Source organism: Micromonospora sp. WMMA1996, from assembly GCF_002573675.1.
GTDB classification, from domain to species: Bacteria; Actinomycetota; Actinomycetes; order Mycobacteriales; family Micromonosporaceae; genus Micromonospora; species Micromonospora sediminicola.
In genome coordinates, this window is record NZ_PDHU01000005.1 from 62,862 (window position 1) to 85,788 (window position 22,927).

Consider the following 22,927-nt stretch of genomic DNA (forward strand, 5'->3'; position numbering starts at 1 on the left):
GCCTGGCGGGCATGGCCTCCGAGGAGCGGACCCGGTTGGCGCTGCTGGCCGGCCTGACCGCGCTGGCGTTGGTGCTCGGCGGGTGGTGGTGGCGGTCGACGGCGCCCCGGGTCGGCGCGACCCCGGGCGGTTCCGCCGACGACCTCGTCCGGTCCCGCGTCGATGCCGCGACCGGGAGGGACTGGCCGGGACCATCGAGCGGATCGGACGCGACGGTGGTCGCGGTCGATCCCTCCTCCGGCGAGCTGGGCTCCGATCCGGACCGCTCGCTGATCATCCAGGTGGAACCCGACGGGGCGGCGCGTCCGCTCCAGGTTTCGCACGTGGTGTGGCGGGAGACGTCCCGGCTGACGCCCGGCGGGTCGCCACTCGTCCGGCAGGCGAACCCGTCGCAGGGCGACAAGTACCGGCTGTCGGTGGGCTGCTCGGGCGACGGGGTGGTCACGGTGGGCTTGTCCGGTGCGGGATCCGACGATGTCGAGCGGGTGCTGCGCTGCGGGGGGCGGCTGGACATCCCGTTGTTGGACGGCAACGGCACACCGATGATGGTGCGGTTCGCCGTCCTGCGGGGTCAGGCCACGCTCGACGCCCGGCTGGAGGCGCTCTACTGAGCCCGGCTCAGCCGCCGAGCCGGACCAGGTCGTCGCGGTAGTCGGTCGCCGGGCCCAGCTCTGGCACCAGCCGGACCAGCGTGCCCTGCCGGTCCACCAGCAGCGCGGCGGCGGTGCCGGGGTGGGCGACGAGGTGCAGGTAGGACCGCAGTCCGCCGGCCGGGTCGCCGAGGGGCCGCACGCCGGGGACGGTGGCGGGGCCGGCGCTGCGGCCCTCGGTCACGGTCACCACGGTGACCCCGGCAGGTGCGGCCGCGGCCGCCGTGCCGACCTGGTCGGCGCAGGTGCAGGCGTCCACCAGGATGATCATGGCGGGTAGCAGGCTGCGCAGCGGCACCGGCGTGTCGTCGCCGCCGACCAGGTCGAGCGCGGGGAGCGGGCCGACCGCCAGCGGCGTGGCCGTGGTCCGGGGCAGCACGGTCGGGGCGCCGGAGCGGTTGGACCGGGGCCAGGTGACGGCCGCCAGGCCGGCGAGCGTGACCAGCACCGAGACCAGCAGCGCGAGTGCCGGAAGCCCGATCCGGACCGGGCCGGGCCGGGGCGCCGGCCGGGGGTCGCGGCGTAGCTCCCGGCGAACCTGCCGGGCCTCGTCGGCCAGCGCGGAGGCGTCGTCGGGGACGACCACCCGGCCCCATTCGGGCGGGAGCCCGGGCAGTCCGTCCGGCGGCCCCTGGCCGTCTGCGTCAGGCACGCCCATCGGACCCCCAGGAACGTCTCGGTGAGCGGACGTCGCGTCCTCCACCAGCGTCCCGCACCGAGGGCCGTACCGCCACACCTGGGCGCGAGTGGAGTTACGGAGCTACCATGGAAGAAGCGCATTGCCCTAGATCTGGACGCTCCCGTCACCCGTGCCAGGTTGTCATTCGTTCGTCACGGAGTGTGTTGAAACCATCGGCTTGACCGCCTGTCAAGCCGAAGAAATACCTCTCACAGGGCCCCTGAGCTGCGCCAACGGTCAGGACAGCGGTGAGACATCGGTGCCTGAGCGTGTTACCCTAGACACAGCGAAAGGGGTTTCGAACCTATGGTTTTCAGTGTCGGCGAGACCGTTGTTTACCCCCACCACGGGGCCGCACTCATCGAGGCAATCGAGACTCGGGTCATCAAGGGCGAGCCAAGGGAATACCTCGTCCTGAGGGTCGCGCAGGGTGACCTGACGGTCCGGGTGCCCGCCGAGAACGCCGAGATCGTGGGTGTGCGCGAGGTGGTCGGCGAAGAGGGCCTGGGCAAGGTCTTCGACGTGCTCCGTGCACCGCACACCGAGGAGCCGACCAACTGGTCGCGGCGTTACAAGGCGAATCTGGAGAAGCTGGCCTCCGGCAACCCGCTGAAGGTGGCCGAGGTCGTCCGCGACCTGTGGCGCCGGGAGCGGGAGCGGGGCCTGTCGGCGGGCGAGAAGCGCATGCTCGCCAAGGCCCGTGACATCCTCGTGGGCGAGGTCGCGCTGGCCGAGAAGAGCACCAAGGACGAGGCTGAGACTCTGCTCGACAAGGTGCTGACCGAGGCCTGATCCACACCTCTGCCTCTACCCGTCCCGCAGCGAACGAATCCGAGGACCGCGACGTGACCGCGCAGCTCAATCCGCGCGGTGACGTCGCGGTCCTCGTTCCTGCGGCCGGTGCCGGGGTACGCCTCGGTCCCGGTGCCCCGAAGGCGCTTCGGCTGCTCGCCGGCGAACCACTGCTGGTGCACGCCGTACGCCGGATCGCCGCCGCGCCCTCGGTCCACACGATCGTGGTGGCCGCGCCGGCCGCCGACGTCGAGTCGGTGCGGGCGATGCTCGGCGCGGTGGCGCCGGTGACCGTGGTGCCGGGAGGCGCCGAGCGCCAGGCGTCCGTGGCGGCCGCGCTCGCCGCCGTCCCCACCGGGCCGGGGATCGTCCTGGTGCACGACGCGGCCCGCGCGCTGACCCCGCCCGACCTGGTCGAGTCGGTGGCCGCGGCGGTCCGCGAGGGGCACGACGCGGTGATCCCGGTGCTGCCGGTGGTCGACACGATCAAGGAGGTCGACGTCGCCGAACGGGTGCTCGGCACGGTCGACCGGTCCGCGTTGCGGGCGGTGCAGACGCCCCAGGGCTTCCGCCGGTCGGTGCTGACCGCCGCGCACGAGGCGGCCGGCGATTCGCTCACCGACGACGCCGGTCTGGTGGAGAAGCAGGGCGTCGCGGTGGTCTGCGTACGCGGTTCCGAGCTGGCCCTGAAGATCACCCGCCCCTTCGACCTGGCCCTGGCCGAACACCTGCTGACCACAGGCGCCTGACCCGCGCCGCCCCCGGCGCGTGGCTTCGAGATCTTGGTACGAATCGACCTCTATGGGGGCCCTTTCGTGCCAAGATCTACCCGGATCCTGGGATCTGGAACGTGGATCCCATTTCGGTCGATGGTTGATCGGCGCGCTGGGGCGTACGAGAACCAGTGCTGACCACAGTCCGGGCCGCAGCCAAGGCGCGGCGCGTACCCTCTGGTCATGATCGTTCCTCGGGTGGCCGTCGGCACCGACGTGCACGCGTTCGAGGCCGGGCGGCCCTGCTGGGTGGCGGGCCTGCACTGGCCGGACCAGGACGGCCTGGCCGGTCACTCGGACGCCGACGTGGCGGCGCACGCCGCCTGCAACGCGTTGCTCTCCGCGGCCGGCCTCGGCGACCTGGGCGCGAACTTCGGGGTGGACCAGCCGGAGTGGGCCGGCGCGTCCGGGGTGGCGTTGCTGGCCGAGAGCGCCCGCCGGGTGCGTGCCGCGGGCTTCCGGATCGGCAACGTCTCGGTCCAGGTGATCGGCAACCGGCCCAAGATCGGCCCGCGCCGGGACGAGGCGCAGCGGGTTCTCTCCGAGGCGGTCGGCGCGCCGGTGACGGTGTCCGCGGCGACCACGGACGGCCTCGGCTTCACCGGCCGCGGTGAGGGCCTGACCGGCATCGCGGTGGCCCTGGTCTACGAGGCTCCGGCGGACTGACCCGCTCCGCGCGGCGGGGTGACGGCGGTTACGCTCGCCGGGATGCCGAGTGACGCCGCCCCCGACCAGTCCGCCGCCGACGGCTACCTGCAGCGTGCCCACCTCCTCGCCGAGCTGGGCCGCTACGACGAGGGGATCGACGAGCTCACCGCCCTGATCGCGGCGCAACCCGCGCATCTGGAGGCGCTGACCATGCTCGCCCGGATGCAGCTCGCCGCCGCCCGTCCCGCGGAGGCGCTCGCCGCGTCCGAGGCGGCGTCGGCGACCGCACCGGGCACCGTGCCGGCGCTGGTGGTACGCGGTCTCGCGCTGCTCGACCTGGAGCGCTGGAAGGCCGCCGCGGCCACCGCGGACGAGATCCTCGCGCTCGGGCCGACCGACGCGTACGCGCAGCGCGGCGCCGCCGCGATCCTGTCCGCCTCGCGGAACGGGCAGGCGGCGCTCGACGCGGCCTGGCGGGGTGTCGAACTGGCGCCGGACGAGCCGGAGGCGCACCTGGTGCTCGGCCTGGTCGCGGTGCGCCTCGAACTGTTCGACCTGGCCGAGCGGGCCTACCGGGAGGCGTTGCGGTTGGACCCGGAACTGGCCGGGGCGCGGCAGGACACCGGCGTGGCCCGGCTGGAGCGGCGCCGCTACGCCGAGACGCTGGAGGACCTGACCGAGGTGGTCGACCTGACCCCGGCGCGGGTCGATCCGGCCCGCACCGCGGACGCCGGGCTGCGCCGGCTGGTGCTGTCCGCCGCCGGCTGGTCGTTGGGCGCCGCCGTGCTGGTGGCGGTGCTGGCCCCGGCCGCCCCGGGCGCGTCCCGCCTGCTCGCCGTGCTGGCCGCGGTCGGTGCCGGGTTGCTGTTCTGGCGGCCCGCGTCCCGGCTGCCCGGGCTGCGCGACGCGATGGCGCGCGGCCTGGCCCCGGCGATCTACGCGGCGGCCGCCGCACCGCTGCTGCTGGCGGTGTACGCGCTGGTCGGCGGCCCGTGGCCGCTGGTGGGGGCGGTCACCGCCACCGTCGTCGCGGGTTTCACGGTGCTCGCCCGCCGCTGAGCCGGGCCGCTATTCCCGTCCCCGGGGTGAGGAAGCGAACGTGTCGACCGGGGTGGCCCGGGGGTAGGAAACCCGGAGCGACAGGCTGTGTCGCGGGCCGGGCGTGTCCCGGCGCGGAAGGAAACCACCGGCTGCAGGAAGCGGGAATCCGTGTTCACCGTCAATGCCTACGCGGCGACGTCCGCGACCGAACCGCTCGCCCCGACCACCATCGAGCGGCGGGACCTCGGACCGGACGACGTCGCGATCGACATCAAGTTCTCCGGCATCTGCCACTCCGACATCCACACCGCGCGCAGCGAGTGGGGCCCGACCACCTATCCGATCGTGGTCGGTCACGAGATCGCCGGCGTGGTCCGGGAGGTCGGCTCCGCGGTGACGAAGTTCGCCGTCGGTGACCGGGTCGGCGTCGGCTGCATGGTCGACTCCTGCCGGGAGTGCGACAACTGCCGTAAGGGCCTGGAGCAGTACTGCCTCAAGGGCAACATCGGCACGTACGGCGGGGTGGGCCGGGACGGCGAGCCGACCCAGGGCGGCTACGCGCAGGCCATCGTGGTCACCGAGGACTTCGTGCTGCGCATCCCGGACGGCATCGAGCTGGACGCGGCCGCGCCGCTGCTCTGCGCCGGCATCACCACCTACTCGCCGCTGCGGCACTGGAACGCGGGCCCGGGCCGCCGGGTGGCCGTGATCGGCCTGGGCGGTCTGGGCCACATGGCCGTCAAGCTGGCCCACGCCATGGGTGCCGAGGTGACCGTGCTGTCCCAGTCGCTGAAGAAGCGGGAGGACGGGCTGCGGCTCGGCGCCGACCACTACCACGCCACCTCGGACGAGGCGACGTTCACCGACCTGGCCGGCTCGTTCGACCTGATCGTCAACACGGTCAGCGCGGCCATCGACCTGGACGCGTACCTGGGCCTGCTGGCCGTGGACGGCACGCTGGTCAACGTGGGCGCGCCGGAGGACCCGCTGTCGGTGCGCGCGTTCTCGCTGATCCCGGCGCGGCGGTCGTTCGCCGGCTCGATGATCGGCGGCATCGCCGAGACCCAGGAGATGCTCGACTTCTGCGCCGAGCACGGGTTGGGCGCCGAGATCGAGGTCATCCCGGCCGAGAAGATCAACGAGGCGTACGAGCGGGTGCTCGCGTCCGACGTGCGCTACCGCTTCGTCATCGACGCCTCGACGTTCTGACGACTCCGTGCGAGGGGGCCGCGTCCGTGCCGGGCGCGGCCCCTTCGGCGTACGTCAGGGCTTGCGCGCCCAGGTCCAGGCGTAGCCGTCGTCCTCGCAGGCGGTCGCCGCGTCGCAGAGGTCCAGCGGGCGGAACGTGTCCACCATGACCGCCAGCTCGTCGAAGAAGTCCGCCCCGATCGACCGCTCGGCGGCGCCCGGCTGGGGGCCGTGGGTGAAGCCGGACGGGTGCAGCGAGATCGAGCCCTGCTCGATCCCGGAGCCGCGCCGGGCCTCGTAGTTGCCGCCGGTGTAGAAGAGCATCTCGTCGGAGTCGACGTTGTGGTGGTTGTACGGCACCGGGATGGCGGCCGGGTGGTAGTCCACCTTGCGCGGCACGAACGAGCAGATCACGAAGTTCGGGCCCTGGAACGTCTGGTGCACCGGCGGCGGCTGGTGGATCCGCCCGGTGATCGGCTCGAAGTCGTGGATGGAGAACGCCCACGGGTACATGTGCCCGTCCCAGCCGACCACGTCGAACGGGTGGTTAGCGTAGACGTACCTCGTCCACCCACGACGGTGCTTGACCAGCACCTCCACCTCCTCGCCGTCGACCAGCAGCGGGGTGTCCGGTCCCCGGACGTCACGCTCGCAGTAGGGCGAGTGCTCCAGGAACTGCCCGCGTACGGAGAGGTAGCGCTTGGGCGGGCCGATGTGGCCGGACGCCTCCACCGCGAGCAGCCGGGTCGGCTCGTCGCCGGTGGGCACCAGGCGGTGGATGGTCGAGGTGGGGATGACGACGTAGTCGCCGGCCACCGCGTCGAGCACGCCGAACGGCGACTCCACCCGCAGCGAGCCGGACTCCAGGTAGAGGCAGTGGTCGCCGGTGGCGTCGCGGAACAGCGGTGAGGGCCGGTCGGCCAGCACGTACGCGATCCGGACGTCGTCGTTGGCGAGCAGGTACTGCCGGCCGAGCACCGGGTCCGCGCCGGCGCCGTCGAGTTTGTGCGTGCGCAGGTGGCGCGGTTTGAGCGGCAGGTTCGGCACCCGGGTGACGGCGGGCGGGGCGAACTCCTCGGCGGCGAGGATCGCGGTCGGCGCGTGCCGGTGGTAGAGCAGCGAGGAGTCGGAGGAGAAGCCCTCCTGGCCGACCAGCTCCTCCGCGTAGAGCGTGCCGTCGGGCTGCCGGAACTGGGTGTGGCGCTTGCGGGGCACCTCGCCGACGCTGCGGTAGTACGGCATCTCGCCTCCCGTTATGTCCCGTTCTCCGGCCGGTGGCGTCCGATAATCGGACGCGGTTGTCCGTTCCTCGTAGCGTCCCGTACATTCTTGTCTCGTGTCAACGCAGGTGCCCCGCCTCCTCGCCGGCCTGGTCGACGACGCCGCGGTCTTCCCGCCCGGCAACGCCGCGCTGCCCGACGCGGTCACCGCGCACCGCCGGCACCGCGCGGCCTGGTACGCCGACCTGGTCGGCCCGCTGCTGCTGCCCGCCTCCGACCTCCAGGCCGGTGCGTTGACCGGCCTGGTCGACCCGGCCGAGGGCCTCGTCATCGGCCTGATCGGCGACACCGGCCTCGACGGGCTGCCCGCCGCGCTGTCGGCCCTGGCGCCGGACGGCGTGACCGCCCGGCAGGTCGAGGCGCCGGTGGCCAAGCGCGGCGAGGACCCCGCCCCCGGTGTGGCCGAGCTGGTCGCGCTCGCCGGCCGGCTCGACGGCGCCTCCGTGTACGCGGAGATCCCGCTGACGCTCGGCCTGATGGACGCGCTGGACGCGCTCGCCCGGGCCCGGGCCGGCGGGCTCCCGGTGGCGGCCAAGTTCCGCACCGGCGGGCTGGCCGCCGAGTTGTTCCCGACGCCGGTCGAGCTGGCCGCGGTGATCTGCGCCTGCCGCGACCGCGAGCTGCCGTTCAAGCTCACCGCCGGGCTGCACCACGCGATCCGGCACCGTGACCCGGAGACCGGCTTCACCCACCACGGCTTCGTCAACGTGCTGGCCGCCACGCTGGCCGCGGTCGAGGGCGCCCAGGTGGACGCCGTCGCCGAGCTGTTGGCCGCGACCGACCCGCTGCGCGTGGTCGAGTCGGCCCGGGCCCGCCGCGAGTCCGCGCGACCGCTCTGGGTCGGCTACGGCTCGTGCAGCATCTCCGAACCATTGACCGATCTGATCCGGCTGGGGCTGGTGAACGGGGGATACGAGGCATGAGCGAACGCACCGAGCGGAGCGAGGGCCGTGAGGCCATGCCCGGCCAGCACGACGTGAGTTGGGTTTCGGGTGCGGCGGGCTCGCCGTACGGGGTGACCAACCTGCCGTACGGGGTGTTCCGGCACGGCGACCGCGAGCCGCGGATCGGCGTCCGCATCGGCGACTTCGTGCTCGACCTGGCCGGCGCGGAGACGGTCGGGCTGGTGCTGGCCGGCGGGGCGCTCGGCCGACCCACGCTGAACGCCTTCCTGGCGCTCGGCCGCCCGCAGTGGACCGCCGTCCGGCAGCGGGTCGTCGAGCTGCTCACCGACCCGGCGCACCGCCCGGCGGTGGAGCCGCTGCTGGTGCCGCTGCGCGAGGTCGAGCTGCTGCTGCCGTTCGAGGTCGCGGACTACGTCGACTTCTACTCCTCGGAGCACCACGCCGGGAACGTCGGGCAGATCTTCCGGCCCGGCCAGCCGCCGCTGCTGCCGAACTGGAAGCACGTGCCGATCGGCTACCACGGCCGAGCCGGCACGGTGGTCGTCTCCGGCACCCCGGTGGTCCGCCCCTCCGGGCAGCGGGCCAGCGCGCAGGGCCCCACCACGGGCGCGTCCGTACGTCTGGACATCGAGGCCGAGGTGGGTTTCGTGGTCGGCGTGCCGAGCCGGCTCGGCGAGCGGGTGCCGACGGCCGACTTCGCCGACCACGTGTTCGGCGTGGTGCTGGTCAACGACTGGTCCGCACGGGACATCCAGGCCTGGGAGTACCAGCCGCTCGGCCCGTTCCTGGGCAAGTCGTTCGCCACCTCGGTCTCCGGCTGGGTCACCCCGCTGGAGGCGCTCGCCGACGCGTTCGTGCCCGCGCCCGACCAGGACCCGCCGGTGCAGGACTACCTGCGGGACACCCCGCACCTCGGGCTGGACCTGACCCTGTCGGTGGAGTGGAACGGCGAGCGGGTAGCCGAGCCGCCGTTCGCCACCATGTACTGGACCCCGCCCCAGCAGCTCGCCCACCTCACCGTGAACGGTGCCTCGCTGCGCACCGGCGACCTCTACGCCTCCGGAACCGTCTCCGGCCCCGAGCGCGCTCAGGTCGGCTCGTTCCTGGAGCTGACCTGGGGCGGGTCCGAGCCGGTCAAGCTCGCCGACGGCAGCGAGCGGACGTTCCTGGAGGACGGCGACACGGTGACGATCACCGCCACCGCGCCCGGCCGGGACGGCACCACCATCGCCCTGGGCGAGGTCACCGGGACGGTCCTGCCCGCCCGCTGAACCACCTGCCGGCCGGACGGCCTCGATCGCACATCGGGTGCGATCGAGGCCGTTTCCTTCCGCGTTGATCGACTCGGATCGCGTACGCCCCGGGCGGCCACTCCGGGGCGCGCCCGAGTCGGAAGAAGCCGAACAGGAAGGACCGAGCATGACCGAGCTGACCGGAGCCGTCTGGCGCACCAGCAGCCGCTCCAACGATCAGGGCCTCTGTGTCGAGGTGGCGACCAACGTGGTCACCGCGCACGGCGTGGTGGGCGTACGCGACTCGAAGGACCCGGACGGTCCGGCGCTCGCGGTCAGCCCGCCGGGCTGGACGGCGTTCGTCACCGCGCTGCGGGGCGGAACGCTCCGCGGCTGACCGCTCGTCGGATGCCCCGGTGCCCCGCTCGGGGCACCGGTGGTGGAAATGTCACCGCAAGGCTCCCGGTTTCCGGTGACGGCCCGTACCGTGGACGACACGGGAGGTGCCATGTCGACGGTGACGGTTTCCGCATTCATCGAAGCGCAGGACGACGACCTGTGGCGCCTGCTCACCGACCTCCCGGCCCGCGCCGACTGGCTCTCGGCGGTGGGCGCGGTCGAGGTCCTCGGCGCCGGCGGCTTCGCGCCCGGCACGGTCTGGCGGGAGACCCGCCTGCGGCCCGACGGCGGCACCGAGCCGGAGGAGTACGAGGTGGTCGAGGCGGTGGCGCCGGCCCGTCTGGTGCTCGACTCGCGCGGCGCGGGCGTCGACTACCGGATCACCTGGACGCTGCGCACGGTCGAGCGGCGGCGGCGCGGGTGCACCGAGGTCACCGTCGAGCAGGAGGCGGTGCCGACCCGGCCGTACGGGCGGGTGCTGGCCCTGATCCTCGGCGGCCTGGCCGCCCGCGCGGTGGAGGGCGCGCTCCGGCGTGACCTGGCCGACCTGGCGCTGGCCGCCGGCCCCGCCCGTTCCGCCGAAGCGGCCTGAGCCGACCCGACCGCTCCCCGCACCCCGGCCCGGACCCGGCCGGTAGGGTGCCGGGGCGGAGGTGGCGGATGGCGAAGGCCGCGAGGCGGCGGATCCTGACGACGCTGCTGGCGGTGCTGGCCGTCGCGGCGTCGGTCGCCGTGGTCGTCCGGGTGTTGGCGCCCGCCGAGGTCGAGACCGTCGCCCGGGACCCGTACCCGGCCGCGCCCGCGCCGACCGCCGGGGTGATCGCGCGGCTGCCGGTGGCGCCGCTGGTCGTGGACGGCCGGCTCCGGGTCTACGCCGGCACCCGCCAGGTGTACGCGGACCAGCCGGTCACCGGGCGGCACCGGGTCACCCCGTTCTGGTCCTACCGCCGCTGGCCGGCGACGCTCGTCGGGGTGCTCGCCGAGGGCACCACGGTGGTCAGCCGCTGGTCCGACGGGACGCTGGTGGCACTGGACGCGCGGACCGGCCGGGTGGCCTGGCGCGCGGACGGCCCGGAGCCGGGGTCGGTGCCGGAGCCGCGCCGCACCTACGCCGGCACGGTCTGGGACCCGGCCGGCCTGCACGTGGCCCGGACGGCGGCCGGCCGGACCGTGCTGCTCGCCGCCGGTCCGGGTGCGCTCGGCGGGTACGACCTCGGCGACGGCCGCCGGCTCTGGCACGTCGACATCGGGCGCGGCTGCCGGACCGACGTGGGCACCACGGCCAGCGGCGAGCTGGTCGGGGTGGACCGCTGCGCCGGGCCGGCCGCGGTCGAGCTGCGGGACGCGGCGACCGGCGCGGTACGGACCCGTTGGCGGCCGCCGGACGCGCCGGACCAGCTGGTGGTCAGCCCGGTGGGTTGCCGCGACGGGCACTCCGGCTGCCGGGGACTGCGGACCGCCGGGCCGGGCGGCGAGAACAGCCGGGGCTGGCTGGTGGCGGACCCGGGTGAGCCGACCGCCGCGCCGGGCCTGGACGGTGCGGACACGGCGCTGGACGGCGAGCGGGTGGTGGACACGTCCGGCCCGGTGGTGGTCGGGCGGTCGCCCCGCACCGGCGAGGAGCTGTGGCGTCGGGCGGACATCCACCCGGCCCGGGTGCTGGCGGTCGAGCCGGGGCGGGTGCACCTGCTGACCGACCGGCGGGAGCTGGTCACCGTGGATCCGATCACCGGCGCGACGCGGTCGACGTCCGTGCTGGACCTCGGGCGGGACGGGATCGCCTGGCGACCGGGCCGGGCGTACGCGGTGGACGGTTACGTCGCGGTGGAGCGGCTGCGGGAGCGGGCCCGCCCGGAGGACGACGACCAGGGGTACTTCCTGATGGCGGAGCCGGTGCTGCTCGCCGCCACGTGACCGGATCTGCCAACAAAACGGACAAAAGCCACTACAGTGCTCTCATCCGATGGTCGTCGGACGAGACGTCCGAGGCCGGTCCGTAGGGGGTTGACGGACCGGCCCCGGACGCGCTCCGGTCAGGCCAGCGCGGCCTCGGCGGCGGCCAGGAACGCGTCGTTCTCGGCCGGGGTGCCGATGGTGACCCGCACCCCGTCGCCCGGGAACGGCCGGACGATCACGCCGCGCGCCTCGCACGCCTTGCCGAACGCCACCGCGCGCTCGCCCAGCGGCAACCAGACGAAGTTGGCCTGGCTCTCCGGCACGTCCGGCACGAACTTGCGCAGCGCCTCGGTGACCCGGTCCCGCTCGGCCACCACCAGCGCGCAGCGCCGCTCGACCTCGTCGGCCTGCGCCAGCGCGGCCAGCGCGCCGGCCTGGGCGGCCATGCTGGTGGAGAACGGCGTCACCACCTTGCGCACGGCGGCGGCCACGGCCGGCGCGGCCACCAGCCAGCCGATCCGCAGCCCGGCCAGACCCCACGCCTTGGACAGCGTGCGCAGCACCGCCACGTTCGGCCGGTCCAGGTAGCTCAGGCCGTCCGGCACCTCCGGATCGGTGACGAACTCCCGGTACGCCTCGTCGATCACCACGAGCACGTCGTCCGGCACCGCGTCGAGGAAGCGGTCCAACTCGGCCCGGCGCACCGCCGTACCGGTGGGGTTGTTCGGGTTGCAGACCAGGACCATCCGGGTCCGGTCGGTCACCGCCGCCGCCATCGCGTCCAGGTCGTGCCCGTGGCCGGCGTCGTTCGGCACCCGCACGCTGGTCGCGCCGCTGGTCGCCGCGATGATCGGGTACGCCTCGAACGAGCGCCACGAGTAGAGCAGCTCGTCACCGGGCAGGCAGGTCGCCCGCACCAGGTGCTCGGCCAGCGCCACCGACCCGCAGCCGGTGGCGATCCGGTCGGCGTCCACGCCGTACCGCTCGGCCAGCGCCTGGCGCAGCGCCACCACGCCCATGTCCGGGTAGCGGTGCGAACCGGCGACCGCCTCGGCGACCGCCTCCACCACACCGGGCAGCGGGCCGTACGGGACCTCGTTGCTGGCCAGCTTGATCGCCTCGGGCAGGCCCAGCTCCCGGGCCAGGTCGGCCGGGCTGCGGCCGGGCACGTAGTTGGGCAGCGCGTCCAGGTCGGCGCGGGTGAGCCGCAGCGGAGGCTGGTGACGTCCGGTGTCGGTCATGGGGTGTCTCCCGGGGGGTCGGCGCGGTCGCGCGGGGCGGTACGGGGGTCGGTCCGGTCGCGGGGGAGCTGGACCACCACGGTCTGCGCCCGCTTGTCGTGCAGAGCCTGACGCAGCGGCTGGTCGAACAGCGGCGAGACCGCGTCGACGAACTGGAGCAGCAGGCCCAGCCCGCAGCAGTACCAGAGCAGCGTGGGCAGGCCCATCGTGCTCCAGCGCCGGGTGGCCCGGCCGAAGCCGAGCGGCTGGTCCGCCTCGATCGGCACCGCGCGTACGCCCATCAGCCGCTTGCCGAAGGTCTGCCCGCGCGCCGCCATCGACGGCACCTCGTACGCGTACCAGAGCGCGGTGGCGATCAGCAGGATGGCGATCTGCAACCCGCCGGCCTGCTCGTCGATCTGCGGCAGCCCCTCGGTGGAGGTGTCCCCGTTCAGGGCCCGGCGCATCGACTCGCGCAGGTAGGGCGAGACCGCCTCGAAGTAGCGCCAGACGAACCAGCCGTTGACCACGGCGTTGAGCAGGAACACCACGCCGAGGTCGATCAGGCGGGCGACCAGTCGCGAGCCGTACGAGGCGAGCGGCAACCCGTGCGGACGCGGCGCCGGCGGACGGCCCGGCCAGTGCGGGTACGGCCAGCCCGGCGGCGGCCCCTGCGGCCCTGGCCACGGCCCGGCCTGTCCGGGTTGCCCGGGCTGCCCCGGCCATCCCCCGTTCGGGCCCGGCTGCCCGGGAGCGGCGGTCGGCGGGAGCGGGTACGGCCCGGCCGGCGGCTGGCCCGCGCCCGGCCCGGAGACCGGCGGGACGGCCGCGCCACCGGTCGCGCCCGAGGTCGGCCGGGCGGCGGTGGGGTCGGCGCCCGCCGCCACCGGGGTCGGCTCGGGCTCGGCGGGTGGGGGGCCGTCGGGCGGGGTGACGTCGACCGGGATCGGCGCGCCGATCCAGCCCTCACCGTCCCACCACCGGCGGGTCTCCGGATCGGCCGGGTCGACGTGCCAGCCAGGTTCCACACTCACAGCTGTGCCTTCGGGTGCGCGCTCACGGCGCTCGCCTTGGTTCCCGACTGCGGGGCTCGCAGGCCCGGCTCACTCCTCGCGCTCACGGTGCAACCTTAACGACGACCGTGCCGGCCGCCTTGTCGTGCAGGCACTGCTGCCAGGGCTTGTCCCAGAGCTGCCAGAAGCCGTCCAGGTAGTTGAGGAACGGCACGAACGAGCCGGCGACGAACTCGACCAGGTACCGCTTGCCCAGGGCGCCCCGGGTCAGCGGCGCGTCCGGCTGGAGCGGCACGATCCGCAGTTTCATCACCTTCTTGCCGAGCGTCTGGCCGGTCCGGCGGGCGTACTCGACGTGGTAGAGCCAGTAGAAGACCAGCAGGAGCAGGAACAGCACCAGTTCGGCCAGGAGCAGCGGCAGGAAGACGTCGCTGAAGATCACCGACGGGTCGGGCTCGGCCACGGTGCCGTCCGGTCCGGCCGCTGGCATCCGGTCCATCATCCGGAGGACGAGCCAGACGAAGACCGGCGCGAAGAGCACCATCAGCACCGCCGACGCGAGAGCCGTGTCGATCAGCCAGGCCACCAGCCGTTCCCCGAAGCCGGCCAGCGGTTGACCGTTCGGGGCAAGGGCCGGCGGCACGAACCCGGCGTGCGGCGCGTACCCCGGGGGCGGGGGCGGATAGCCGGGCAGGTGGGCGTACGTCGGCGGGGTGTGCTGCGCGGGCACCGCGGGGGCGGTGGGCGGCGCGAAGCCGCCGCCCGCGGGCGGGGGCCCGGCGGGCGGCGGCGTGCTGTTCGGGGGAGGCTCGATCACGCCGACAGTGTTACAGGTTGCCGCGCTTCTCCTGCTCCCGCTCGATCGCCTCGAACAGGGCCTTGAAGTTGCCCTTGCCGAAGCCGAGGGAGCCGTGCCGCTCGATCAGCTCGAAGAAGACGGTGGGGCGGTCCTGCACCGGCTTGGTGAAGATCTGGAGCAGGTAGCCGTCCTCGTCCCGGTCCACCAGGATCTTGCGGGACTGAAGTTCCTCGATCGGCACCCGGACGTTGCCGATGCGGGCACGCAGCTCCGGGTCCTCGTAGTAGGAGTCCGGGGTGTCCAGGAACTCGACGCCGGCCGCCCGCATGGCGTCCACGCTGGCCAGGATGTCGTTGGTGGCCACGGCGACGTGCTGGGCGCCCGGGCCCTGGTAGAACTCCAGGTACTCGTCGATCTGCGACTTCTTGCGGGCCACGGCCGGCTCGTTGAGCGGGAACTTCACCTTGCGGGTGCCGCTCGCCACCACCTTGCTCATCAGCGCCGAGTAGTCGGTGGCGATGTCGTCGCCGACGAACTCGGCCATGTTGGTGAAGCCCATGACGCGCTTGTAGAACTCGACCCACTCGTCCATCCGGCCCAGCTCCACGTTGCCGACCACGTGGTCGACGGCCTGGAAGAAGCGCTTCGGCTGGAGGCCGGCGTCGATCATCGGCTGCCGGTCCACGATCGGGCCGCGGGCGACGAAGCCGGGCAGGAACACCCCGGTGTAGCGGGACCGGTCGACCAGCGTGTGCCGGGTGTCCCCGTACGCGCCGATGGACGCCATCCGGACGGTGCCGTGCTCGTCGCTGACGTCGTGCGGCTCGACCAGACCGGTCGCGCCCTGCGCGGTGGCGTGCGCGTACGCGGCGTCCACGTCCGGCACCTCCAGCGCGATGTCGGAGATGCCGTCGCTGTGCTTCGCCACGTGCGCCTCGCCGTCGGCGCCCGGGCGGACCACGCCGGTCAACACGAACCGGGCCGAGCCGCTGGTCAGCACGTACTGGGCGTGGTCCCGGTAGCCCTGCTCCGGGCCGCGGTAGGCGACACAGGTCATGCCGTAGGCGGTGGAGTAGTAGTGCGCCGCCTGCTTGGCGTTGCCGACCAGGAAGTGCAGGTGGTCGAGGCCCTTCACCGGGAACGGGTCCCGGCTGATGTCGTGGTCGACGGCGCCGACGAGAACGTCGGCGTCGACGTCCTCGGTCGACTGGGGTCGGTCGATCGCCTGGGTCATGGTGGCCTCCCTCGCGTACCGGCCGGCCTCGTGGGCCGCCGTGGATGTGCTCTTCCGGCGAGGATCTACGGCCGACCGTAAGGTGGGCAATAGTTGGCGATATTCCTGGTCAGGTTGCGCATTCGGTACGGTTGGTCGCCATGAACACTGGTCAGGATGCACAGCTCGACGAGCTGGACGCCCGCTTGATCGAACTGCTCGCCGAGGAGCCCCGGATCGGGGTGCTGGAGTGCTCGCGGCGGCTCGGCGTGGCCCGGGGCACGGTCCAGGCGCGGCTCGACAAGCTCGTCGGTCGCGGGGTGGTGGGCGGGTTCGGGCCGGACATCTCCCCGGCCGCGATCGGCTTCGGGGTGACCAGCTTCGTCACCCTGGAGATCAGCCAGCGGCACGGCCACGACCAGGTCACCGCGCACCTGGCCGCCATCCCGGAGGTGCTGGAGGCGCACACCATCACCGGCTCCAGCGACCTGCTCTGCCGGATCGTGGCCCGGTCGAACACCGACCTCCAGCGGGTCATCGACCAGATCGTCGCCTCGGAGGGGATCCGGCGCGCCTCCACCATCATCGCGCTGGCCGAGCAGATCCCCTACCGCACGCTCCCCCTCGTCCGCTCCGCCGCCCGGGGGGAAGGAAGGGCCCCCTCTTAACGCATCCGGTAGAGGAAGGGCCCCCTCTTAACATCCGAACCCGGGCAAGAAGCGGCGCGACACGCCCCGCGGGCGGCCCGGGGGAGCGGTGATCGTCGCTACCGTGTGCGGTGTGAAGGGCCTAGGCGTACGCGGCTGGTTGCTGCTCGGGCTCGTCACCGTGGTCGTGCTCGCCGCCACCGGGGTCTGGAACCCGTTCCCCGGCCTCTGGGACTGGGTCGACCGGAGCAAGCCGATCTCCGAGCCGGACGTGGTCTGGCAGCAGCGCGTCGGCGGCACCCCGCGCAGCGTCACCATCGCCGGCGACACCGTGATCGTGGAGCAGCGCACCCGGATCGAGGCGCGCACGCTCGCCGACGGCAGCCAGCTCTGGGAACGCAAGGCCGACTGGTCGGCGGTGGCGGGCAGCGGCCGGGAGTCCGTCGTCGCGGTGGGCAAGCTGCTGGACAAGGGGTACGAGGTGCTCGACCCGGTGACCGGCGTGACCCGCCGCCGGGACGAGCGGGCCATCGCCGTCTGGACCTACCGGAACCTGCTGCTGGACGCGTACTGCGTGCAGGCCACCGACTGCACGCTGCGGGCCTGGGAGCCGCGCGGGACGACTCCGCTGTGGAGCGCGTTCCTGCCCGGCGTGCACAGCGGCGTGCTCGCCGACAACCCCGAACTGCTCGGCACCCGGCGACTGGGCGCGACCCGGATCGACGGCGGGGTGGCCGGGCCGGAGTCGGTCCCGCCGCTGCTGGGCTTTCCGGTCGACGGTCGGGTGCACGTGGTCGACACCGCCACTGGCCGGGTGCTGCAGAACGTCCAGCCCGGGCGGGAGGAGCGCCTGGCGGTGGTCGGCGGGCGGCTGCTCCGGATCGCGGCGACCTCCCGGGACGGGAGCTGCTACTTCGTCGTCACCGCCGTCGACCCGGCCACCGGGCAGCAGGTGTGGCGGCGGGCCGGGATCAACCTGCGCACCGCCGACTACGCCGGCTGCGTGCAGCGGGAGGATCCGCAGGGCGCCCGCAACGTGCTCATCGGCGTCGCCCCGGACGGGCGGGAGGCGGTCCTCGACGGCTACGACGGCCGGCTGCTCCTCCTCGGCGCGGAGGGCGAGAAGCTGCTCGCGGTCGACGACCGGTACGCGGTGGTGCGCAGCGCCGACAAGGACTCGCTGCTCGGCCGGGAACTGTCCGCCGACCGGACCCGGTGGACCCGGCCGGCCGGCGGCAAGAGCGGCGCGGCGCTCACCCCGTATGCGGCAGTGATCAGCGAGGAGAAGCCGTCCCGGCTGGTCGCGGTCGAGCCGCGTGGGGGTCGGGTGCTGGTCGAGCTGCGTACGTCGGCGAACGCGTTGGCGGTCGGCCCGAACGGCATGATCATCGGCGAGGGACGGGAGATCGGGTACGTGCGCTGGGGTGCCGGGGCCGCCGGAGCGCCGCCGCCGAACGAGGACGCCGTGCCCGCGCCCGACCCGGGTGACACCTGGCGTCCGCCGACTGACCAGGGCAGCTGCGGTCCGAAGCGGGAACTCTGCGCCGACGGCAAGTGACGCCGGGTGAGAGCGCCGTCCCACGACCGACCTGCGGGTGTCACCGATCGACGGCTCTGCCCTAGGCTTTTCGGTCATGAGCAGTGCCGCCGCCTTCTCGTACGCACCCCTGCTGCCGACCGGTCCCGACCAGACGGAGTATCGCCTGGTCACCGACGAGGGCGTGGACGTCGTCAACGGCCCGGGTGGCCGCCGGTTCCTCACCGTGGAGCCGGCCGCGCTGACCGCGCTGACCGCCGAGGCGATGCACGACATCGCCCACTTCCTGCGCCCGGCGCACCTGGCCCAGCTCCGGTCGATCATCGACGACCCGGCGGCCTCGCCGAACGACCGGTTCGTCGCGCTGGACCTGCTGCGCAACGCCAACATCGCCGCCGGCGGCGTGCTGCCGATGTGCCAGGACACCGGCACCGCGATCGTGATGGGCAAGCGTGGCCGGCACGTGCTCACCGACGGCGCCGACGCGGAGGCGATCTCGCGCGGCGTCTACCAGGCCTACACCCGGCTCAACCTGCGCTACTCCCAGCTCGCGCCGCTGACCATGTGGGACGAGCGGAACACCGGCAGCAACCTGCCCGCCCAGGTGGAGCTCTACGCCGAGGACCCGGACGGCCACCCGGACGCCTACAAGTTCCTGTTCATGGCCAAGGGCGGGGGTTCGGCCAACAAGTCCTACCTCTACCAGGAGACGAAGGCGCTGCTGAACCCGACGCGGATGATGCAGTTCCTGGAGGAGAAGCTGCGGCTGATCGGCACCGCCGCCTGCCCGCCCTACCACCTGGCGATCGTCATCGGCGGCACCTCCGCCGAGTACGCCTTGAAGACCGCCAAGTACGCCTCCGCGAAATACCTGGACGCGCTGCCGACGCAGGGCTCGATGAGCGCCCACGGCTTCCGCGACCTGGAGTTGGAGGCCGAGGTGCTGGAGCTGACCCGCAACTTCGGGATCGGCGCGCAGTTCGGCGGGCGCTACTTCTGCCACGACGTGCGGGTGGTCCGGCTGCCCCGGCACGGCGCCTCCTGCCCGGTGGCGATCGCGGTCTCCTGCTCGGCCGACCGACAGGCGGTCGCCAAGATCACCCCGTCCGGCGTCTGGCTGGAGCGGCTGGAGACCGACCCGGCGCGGTTCCTCCCCGACGTCACCGACGAGACGCTGGAGACCGAGGAGGTCGTCCGCGTCGACCTGAACCGGCCGATGGACTCCATCCGCGCCGAGCTGTCGAAATACCCGGTGAAGACCCGCCTGTCGCTGACCGGCCCGCTGGTGGTCGCCCGGGACATCGCCCACGCCAAGATCGCCGAGCGGTTGGACGCCGGTGAGCCGATGCCGCAATATCTGCGCGACCACGCGGTCTACTACGCCGGCCCGGCCAAGACGCCCGAGGGCTACGCGTCCGGCTCGTTCGGCCCGACCACGGCCGGCCGGATGGACGCCTACGTGGAGAAGTTCCAGGCCGCCGGCGGTTCGATGGTGATGCTGGCCAAGGGCAACCGGTCCGGCCAGGTCACCCGCTCCTGCGCGGCCCACGGCGGCTTCTACCTCGGCTCGATCGGCGGACCGGCGGCCCGCCTCGCCCAGGACTGCATCAAGCACGTCGAGGTGCTCGAATATCCCGAGCTGGGCATGGAGGCGGTCTGGAAGATCGAGGTGGAGGACTTCCCCGCCTTCATCGTCGTCGACGACAAGGGCAACGACTTCTTCGCCGAGGTCACCAAGCCGGTGCTCACGGTCGGCCGGCGCTGACCCGCTGACGGCGCGAGGGGCGCCCGGGAGTCCTCCCGGGCGCCCCTCCGCGTGTCCGCTGTGCACCGACATCGGTGCGCCCGCCCGGCTGGACGGCCGGACGGGCGCACCGCCCCCGTCGGATGCCGTCACCGACAACCCGGGTCGAGTCTGGTCGTCGTCGCTGTCGATCCGCTATCACATCGCTATCGCCTCGACAGGGCGTTCCGTGACCGTCGGGCTACGCTGCTGGAAGTTGCACTCACGGGGGCGGGTGGTGGCACAGATGCGCTTCGGGATCCTGGGACCCCTGCGGGTCGGCGGTGGTGAAGCCACCGTCACCGCGGGTCGGGACCGGATCGTGCTCGCCATGCTGCTGCTGCGCGCCGGGCGGGTGGTGTCGACCGAGGAACTGGTCGACGCGGTCTGGGAGGAGCGCCCGCCGGCCACCGCGCGGGCTCAACTCCAGATCTGCGTGTCCCGACTGCGGCAGCGGTTCGCCCTGCTCGGGCTGCCCGCCGAGACCATCGTCACCGACCCGGCCGGCTACGGCATCCGGGTCGAGCCGGACGACCTCGACGCCGAAGTCTTCGCCCGCGGGGTGGAGACGGCCCGCGCGGCGGCGGCCGGCGGCCGGATGGCGGACGCGCGGCGGCGCTACCGGGCGGCCCTGGCGCTCTGGCGGGGCCCGGCGCTGGCGGGCGTCCCGGCCCGGAGCGTCCGGCGGCGGGCCCAGACGCTCGACGAGCAGCGGCTCGCGGTGCTGGAGGAGTGCGTCGACGTGGAGCTGCGGCTGCGGCGGGCGGCCGACCTGGTCGACGAGCTGGCCGAGAACGTCGAACGCCACCCGTTGCGCGAGCGGCTGCGCGGGCAGCTGATGCTGGCCCTGTCCGCGCTCGGACGCCAGGCGGACGCGCTCGCCGTCTACCGGGAGGGCCGGCGGATCTACGCCGACGAGCTGGGCATCGAACCCGGTGCGGCGTTGCAGGAACTGCACCAGCGGGTGCTCGCCGGCGACCTGGCGCTGGGCGGGTCGGAGACGCGCGCCGCCACGCCGGTGCGGGCGCTGCCCCGGGCCATCAGCGACTTCACCGGCCGGCAGCAGACCGTGGCCCGGCTGGTCAAGGAGATCGACCAGGACGGGGTCCGGGTCCACCTGGTCGACGGCATGGCGGGCAGCGGCAAGACCACGCTCGCCGTCCAGGTGGCGACCGCGCTGGGCGAGCGCTTCCCGGACGCGCAGCTCTTCGTCGACCTGCACGGGCACAGCGAACGCAGCCCGTTGAGCACGGCCGCCGCGGTGGCCACCCTGCTCCGGCAGCTCGGTGTGCCGGCGGAACGCGTACCGGTGGACCTGGCGGACCGGCTGGCCATGTGGCGCTCCGAGCTGGCCGGACGGCGGGCCGTCGTGGTGCTCGACAACGCGGCGGACGCCGCCCAGGTCGCACCCTTGCTGCCCAACGGCCCGGACTGCCTGGTGCTGATCACCAGCCGTCGGCGGCTGATCGGCCTGGACGGCGGTCGGCCGTCCTCGTTGCCGGTGCTCGACGCCGACGAGGCGGTCGAACTGCTCGCCCGGGTGGCCGGCGCGGAGCGGGTCTGGGCGGAGCCCGACGCCGCCGCGGAGGTGGCCCGCCGCTGCGGCCACCTTCCGCTCGCCCTGCGACTGGCCGGCGCCCGGCTCGCGCACCGGCCGCGGTGGCGGGTGGCCGACCTGGCCGAGCGGCTGGCGACCGCGGCGGATCCGCTGGCCGAGCTGACCGCCGGGGAGCGTTCGGTGGCCCGGGCCTTCGCCCTGTCGTACGAGCAGGTGGCGCCGGCCGCGCAGCGCGTCTTCCGCCTGATCGGGCTGCACCCCGGCACCCGGGTGGACAACCGGGTGGCGGCGGCGCTCGCCGACCTGTCGCTGCCGGAGGCGCAGGACGCGCTCGACGACCTGGTCGACGCGCACCTCGTCGAGGAGGTGGAACCGGGCCGCTACGGGCTGCACGACCTGATCCGGGAGTACGGGCGCACGCTCGGCGCGGACCGGGAGACCGCGGCGGAGCGGCGGGCGGCGCTGGAACGGCTCCTCGAATACCACGTTCAGGTCGCTCTCGCCATCGCGCGCGTGATGGAGCTGCCCGGCAACGGTCACCTGATCGACCTGCCCGAGCCGGCCCGGCCGGACCTCGTGGCCGCCGTCGCCCCCCTCGGCCGGCCCTGGTTCGACGAGAACGGGGCCGCCCTGCTCGCCCTGATCCGGCTGGCGGAGGTCGAAGGACTTCCGCGGTACTGCTGGCAGCTCGCCCGCGCCTGCTGGAAGGCGCACTTCGACGGGGGCCACCTCGACGAGCTGGTCGAGGCGCACACCATCGGCCTGCGCGCCGCCCGGGCCCTCCAGGACGACGAGGCCGTGGCGATGACGCTCAACTACCTCGCCTCGGCGCACTTCCGTCGGGCCCGCTTCGCCGAGGCCGTACGGCTCACCGAGGCGTCGGTCGAGGTCTACCGGCGGCTCGGCCGGCGCCACGCGCTCCGCAACTCACTGAACAACCTGGGCACCGCCTACTCCCACAACGGCGACCACCGGCGGGCGATCGAGACGTACGCGGCCGCCACGCAGCTCGCGCGGGAGCTGGACGAGGCCGCGGCGCTGGCGAACGTGCTCAACAACACGGCGCTGTCGTTGCTGTTGTGGGGGCGGTACGACGAGGCGCTGGAGGTGTCCCGCCGGCATCTCGTGCTGGCCCGGGAGACCGGTGACTTCCGGCAGCTCAGTCAGGCCGTGGGGCACGTCGCGATGGCCCGGCACCGGCTGGGTCACCTGGGCCCGGCCCGGCGGCTGCTCCACGTCGCGTTGCGCCTCAAGCGCCGGGCCGCCAACCGCTACGGCGAGGGCGAGGTGCTCAACGAGATCGGCGTGCTGGAACGCGAGGCCGGCTTCCCGGACCGGGCGGCCGCCCGGCACCGGACCGCGCTCGCCGCGATGACCGACGCCGGCGACGTGATCGGGCAGTGCGCCTCCCGGAACCTGCTCGCCCGGGCGATCGGAGACCAGGGCGACGTCAGCAGCGCGTTGGACCTGCACCGCCGGGTGCTCACCGACGCCACCCGGCTCGGCGCGCGCTACGAGCAGGCCCGGGCGCTGGACGGCATGGCCCGGTGCCTGCGGTACACCGACTCCGACCAGGCGCGGCGGTACGCCAACCGGGCGGTGGCGCTGTTCCGTCAGATCGAGTCGCCGGACCGGTGGGCCACCGAGGAGTTGCTGGCCGAGCTGGGTTGAGCG

21 protein-coding genes are annotated in these 22,927 nt (G+C 73.8%); 15 read left to right on the forward strand and 6 right to left on the reverse strand.

Features of this window, described 5'->3' with window-relative positions; translation table 11 throughout:
* The first annotated feature begins 11 nt into the window (after nucleotides 1–11).
* Entirely contained in the window at nucleotides 12–611 is a 600-nt protein-coding gene (locus COO58_RS25795; RefSeq protein WP_091568723.1) for a hypothetical protein, read from the forward strand.
* Nucleotides 612–618: 7 nt separating this feature from the next.
* On the opposite strand, the gene COO58_RS25800 is transcribed toward COO58_RS25795, so the two are convergent.
* The gene (locus COO58_RS25800) at nucleotides 619–1,308 is read right to left on the reverse strand and encodes a hypothetical protein (RefSeq protein WP_091568727.1); all 690 of its coding nucleotides are present in this window, start codon (nucleotides 1,306–1,308) and stop codon (nucleotides 619–621) included.
* Between the two features lie 327 nt (nucleotides 1,309–1,635).
* Here COO58_RS25800 and COO58_RS25805 point away from each other — a divergent pair, with 327 nt between their 5' ends.
* The 5 genes from COO58_RS25805 (at nucleotide 1,636) to COO58_RS25825 (ending at nucleotide 5,792) form a co-directional block, all read left to right on the forward strand.
* The gene (locus COO58_RS25805; protein ID WP_013288937.1) at nucleotides 1,636–2,121 is read left to right on the forward strand and encodes a CarD family transcriptional regulator; all 486 of its coding nucleotides are present in this window, start codon (nucleotides 1,636–1,638) and stop codon (nucleotides 2,119–2,121) included.
* 53 nt (nucleotides 2,122–2,174) lie between these two features.
* Nucleotides 2,175–2,870: a 2-C-methyl-D-erythritol 4-phosphate cytidylyltransferase gene (gene ispD, locus COO58_RS25810; RefSeq protein ID WP_098747619.1), complete on the forward strand. Its 696-nt coding sequence runs from the start codon at nucleotides 2,175–2,177 to the stop codon at nucleotides 2,868–2,870.
* A 207-nt stretch (nucleotides 2,871–3,077) separates the two neighbouring features.
* Complete coding sequence (gene ispF, locus COO58_RS25815) at nucleotides 3,078–3,560, forward strand: 2-C-methyl-D-erythritol 2,4-cyclodiphosphate synthase (protein WP_091568732.1); 483 nt, start codon at nucleotides 3,078–3,080, stop codon at nucleotides 3,558–3,560.
* Nucleotides 3,561–3,602: 42 nt separating this feature from the next.
* Nucleotides 3,603–4,601 carry a tetratricopeptide repeat protein gene (locus COO58_RS25820; RefSeq protein ID WP_098747621.1) on the forward strand — a complete coding sequence of 333 codons (999 nt, stop codon included), beginning with the start codon at nucleotides 3,603–3,605 and terminating at the stop codon, nucleotides 4,599–4,601.
* A gap of 150 nt (nucleotides 4,602–4,751) precedes the next feature.
* Nucleotides 4,752–5,792, forward strand: a complete 1,041-nt coding sequence (locus tag COO58_RS25825; RefSeq protein ID WP_091568738.1) for an NAD(P)-dependent alcohol dehydrogenase — start codon at nucleotides 4,752–4,754, stop codon at nucleotides 5,790–5,792.
* A gap of 54 nt (nucleotides 5,793–5,846) precedes the next feature.
* On the opposite strand, the gene COO58_RS25830 is transcribed toward COO58_RS25825, so the two are convergent.
* On the reverse strand, nucleotides 5,847–7,013 hold the full coding sequence (locus COO58_RS25830) for a homogentisate 1,2-dioxygenase (RefSeq protein WP_091568740.1): 1,167 nt from the start codon (nucleotides 7,011–7,013) through the stop codon (nucleotides 5,847–5,849).
* Nucleotides 7,014–7,107: 94 nt separating this feature from the next.
* On the opposite strand from COO58_RS25830, the gene COO58_RS25835 reads away from it, so the two are divergent.
* The 5 genes from COO58_RS25835 to COO58_RS25855 all read left to right on the forward strand — a co-directional run bounded on the left by COO58_RS25835 (nucleotide 7,108) and on the right by COO58_RS25855 (nucleotide 11,501).
* Entirely contained in the window at nucleotides 7,108–7,974 is an 867-nt protein-coding gene (locus COO58_RS25835) for a hypothetical protein (protein ID WP_176558976.1), read from the forward strand.
* A 53-nt stretch (nucleotides 7,975–8,027) separates the two neighbouring features.
* Complete coding sequence (gene fahA / locus COO58_RS25840; RefSeq protein WP_098747873.1) at nucleotides 8,028–9,227, forward strand: fumarylacetoacetase; 1,200 nt, start codon at nucleotides 8,028–8,030, stop codon at nucleotides 9,225–9,227.
* 148 nt (nucleotides 9,228–9,375) lie between these two features.
* Nucleotides 9,376–9,585 (forward strand): DUF397 domain-containing protein, encoded by a 210-nt coding sequence (locus COO58_RS25845; protein ID WP_091568746.1) that lies wholly within the window; start codon nucleotides 9,376–9,378, stop codon nucleotides 9,583–9,585.
* A 111-nt stretch (nucleotides 9,586–9,696) separates the two neighbouring features.
* Entirely contained in the window at nucleotides 9,697–10,179 is a 483-nt protein-coding gene (locus COO58_RS25850; RefSeq protein ID WP_091568749.1) for an SRPBCC family protein, read from the forward strand.
* Nucleotides 10,180–10,247: 68 nt separating this feature from the next.
* Nucleotides 10,248–11,501, forward strand: a complete 1,254-nt coding sequence (locus COO58_RS25855; protein WP_098747624.1) for a PQQ-binding-like beta-propeller repeat protein — start codon at nucleotides 10,248–10,250, stop codon at nucleotides 11,499–11,501.
* Nucleotides 11,502–11,620: 119 nt separating this feature from the next.
* On the opposite strand, the gene hisC is transcribed toward COO58_RS25855, so the two are convergent.
* From hisC to hppD, 4 genes are all read right to left on the reverse strand, one after another.
* Nucleotides 11,621–12,724 carry a histidinol-phosphate transaminase gene (gene hisC, locus COO58_RS25860; RefSeq protein ID WP_091568753.1) on the reverse strand — a complete coding sequence of 368 codons (1,104 nt, stop codon included), beginning with the start codon at nucleotides 12,722–12,724 and terminating at the stop codon, nucleotides 11,621–11,623.
* On the reverse strand, nucleotides 12,721–13,737 hold the full coding sequence (locus COO58_RS25865; protein WP_098747626.1) for an RDD family protein: 1,017 nt from the start codon (nucleotides 13,735–13,737) through the stop codon (nucleotides 12,721–12,723). Before COO58_RS25865 ends, hisC begins: the two co-directional genes overlap by 4 nt.
* A gap of 82 nt (nucleotides 13,738–13,819) precedes the next feature.
* The gene (locus COO58_RS25870; RefSeq protein ID WP_098747627.1) at nucleotides 13,820–14,533 is read right to left on the reverse strand and encodes an RDD family protein; all 714 of its coding nucleotides are present in this window, start codon (nucleotides 14,531–14,533) and stop codon (nucleotides 13,820–13,822) included.
* Nucleotides 14,534–14,543: 10 nt separating this feature from the next.
* Nucleotides 14,544–15,749, reverse strand: coding sequence for a 4-hydroxyphenylpyruvate dioxygenase (hppD, locus tag COO58_RS25875; protein ID WP_098747629.1), 1,206 nt, complete (start codon nucleotides 15,747–15,749; stop codon nucleotides 14,544–14,546).
* Between the two features lie 140 nt (nucleotides 15,750–15,889).
* On the opposite strand from hppD, the gene COO58_RS25880 reads away from it, so the two are divergent.
* From COO58_RS25880 to COO58_RS25895, 4 genes are all read left to right on the forward strand, one after another.
* Nucleotides 15,890–16,396: an Lrp/AsnC family transcriptional regulator gene (locus tag COO58_RS25880; RefSeq protein ID WP_098747630.1), complete on the forward strand. Its 507-nt coding sequence runs from the start codon at nucleotides 15,890–15,892 to the stop codon at nucleotides 16,394–16,396.
* Nucleotides 16,397–16,535: 139 nt separating this feature from the next.
* Nucleotides 16,536–17,933: a PQQ-binding-like beta-propeller repeat protein gene (locus tag COO58_RS25885; protein ID WP_369700224.1), complete on the forward strand. Its 1,398-nt coding sequence runs from the start codon at nucleotides 16,536–16,538 to the stop codon at nucleotides 17,931–17,933.
* Between the two features lie 76 nt (nucleotides 17,934–18,009).
* A complete protein-coding gene (locus COO58_RS25890) occupies nucleotides 18,010–19,677 on the forward strand; it encodes a fumarate hydratase (protein WP_091568770.1) in 1,668 nt (555 codons plus the stop codon).
* Between the two features lie 265 nt (nucleotides 19,678–19,942).
* Nucleotides 19,943–22,924, forward strand: a complete 2,982-nt coding sequence (locus COO58_RS25895) for an AfsR/SARP family transcriptional regulator (RefSeq protein ID WP_098747632.1) — start codon at nucleotides 19,943–19,945, stop codon at nucleotides 22,922–22,924.
* Nucleotides 22,925–22,927 lie beyond the last annotated feature (3 nt).